The organism is Streptomyces niphimycinicus, assembly GCF_018883605.1.
GTDB classification, from domain to species: domain Bacteria; phylum Actinomycetota; class Actinomycetes; order Streptomycetales; family Streptomycetaceae; genus Streptomyces; species Streptomyces niphimycinicus.
In genome coordinates, this window is the sequence record NZ_JAHLEM010000694.1 from 1 (window position 1) to 563 (window position 563).

At 71.2% G+C, this 563-nt stretch carries 1 protein-coding gene; it reads left to right on the forward strand.

Annotation, left to right across the window (positions count from 1 at the left end):
* Window positions 1–563: acyltransferase domain-containing protein (locus KN815_RS40445; RefSeq protein WP_216346782.1), on the forward strand; the 563-nt coding region annotated here is incomplete at both ends.

The following is a 563-nucleotide window of genomic DNA, read 5'->3' on the forward strand; positions in this document are numbered from 1 at the left end:
CGGCGTGTGTGGCGGGTGCGCTGTCGCTGGAGGACGCGGCCAAGGTGGTGGCGCTGCGGTCGCGGGTGATCGCGGCGGGTCTGGCCGGCCGTGGTGGGCTGGTGTCGATCGGACTGCCGATCGACCAGGTGCGGGAGCGGATCGCCGCGTGGAACGGCGCCGTGTCCGTGGCCGCGGTCAACGGGCCGGGTTCGGTGGTGGTGGCGGGCGATGCGAAGGCGCTGGACGAACTGTTCGCGGCGTTCGACGGCGAGGAGGTCCGGGTCCGCCGGGTCGCCATCGACTACGCATCACACTCCGTCCTGGTGGAGGAGGTCCGTGAGGAGCTGCTGAAGGTCCTGGCGGACATCTCGCCGCGCTCCTCGGAGGTGCCGTTCTACTCCACGGTGACCGGTGAACCCATGGACACGGCCGGCCTGGACGCGGAGTACTGGTACCGGAACCTGCGGCAGACCGTCGAGCTGGAGACCACCACCCGCAGGCTGATCGCCGACGGGCATTCGGCGTTCGTCGAGGTGAGCCCCCACCCCGTGCTGCGGCTGCCGGTGCAGCAGACCGTCGAG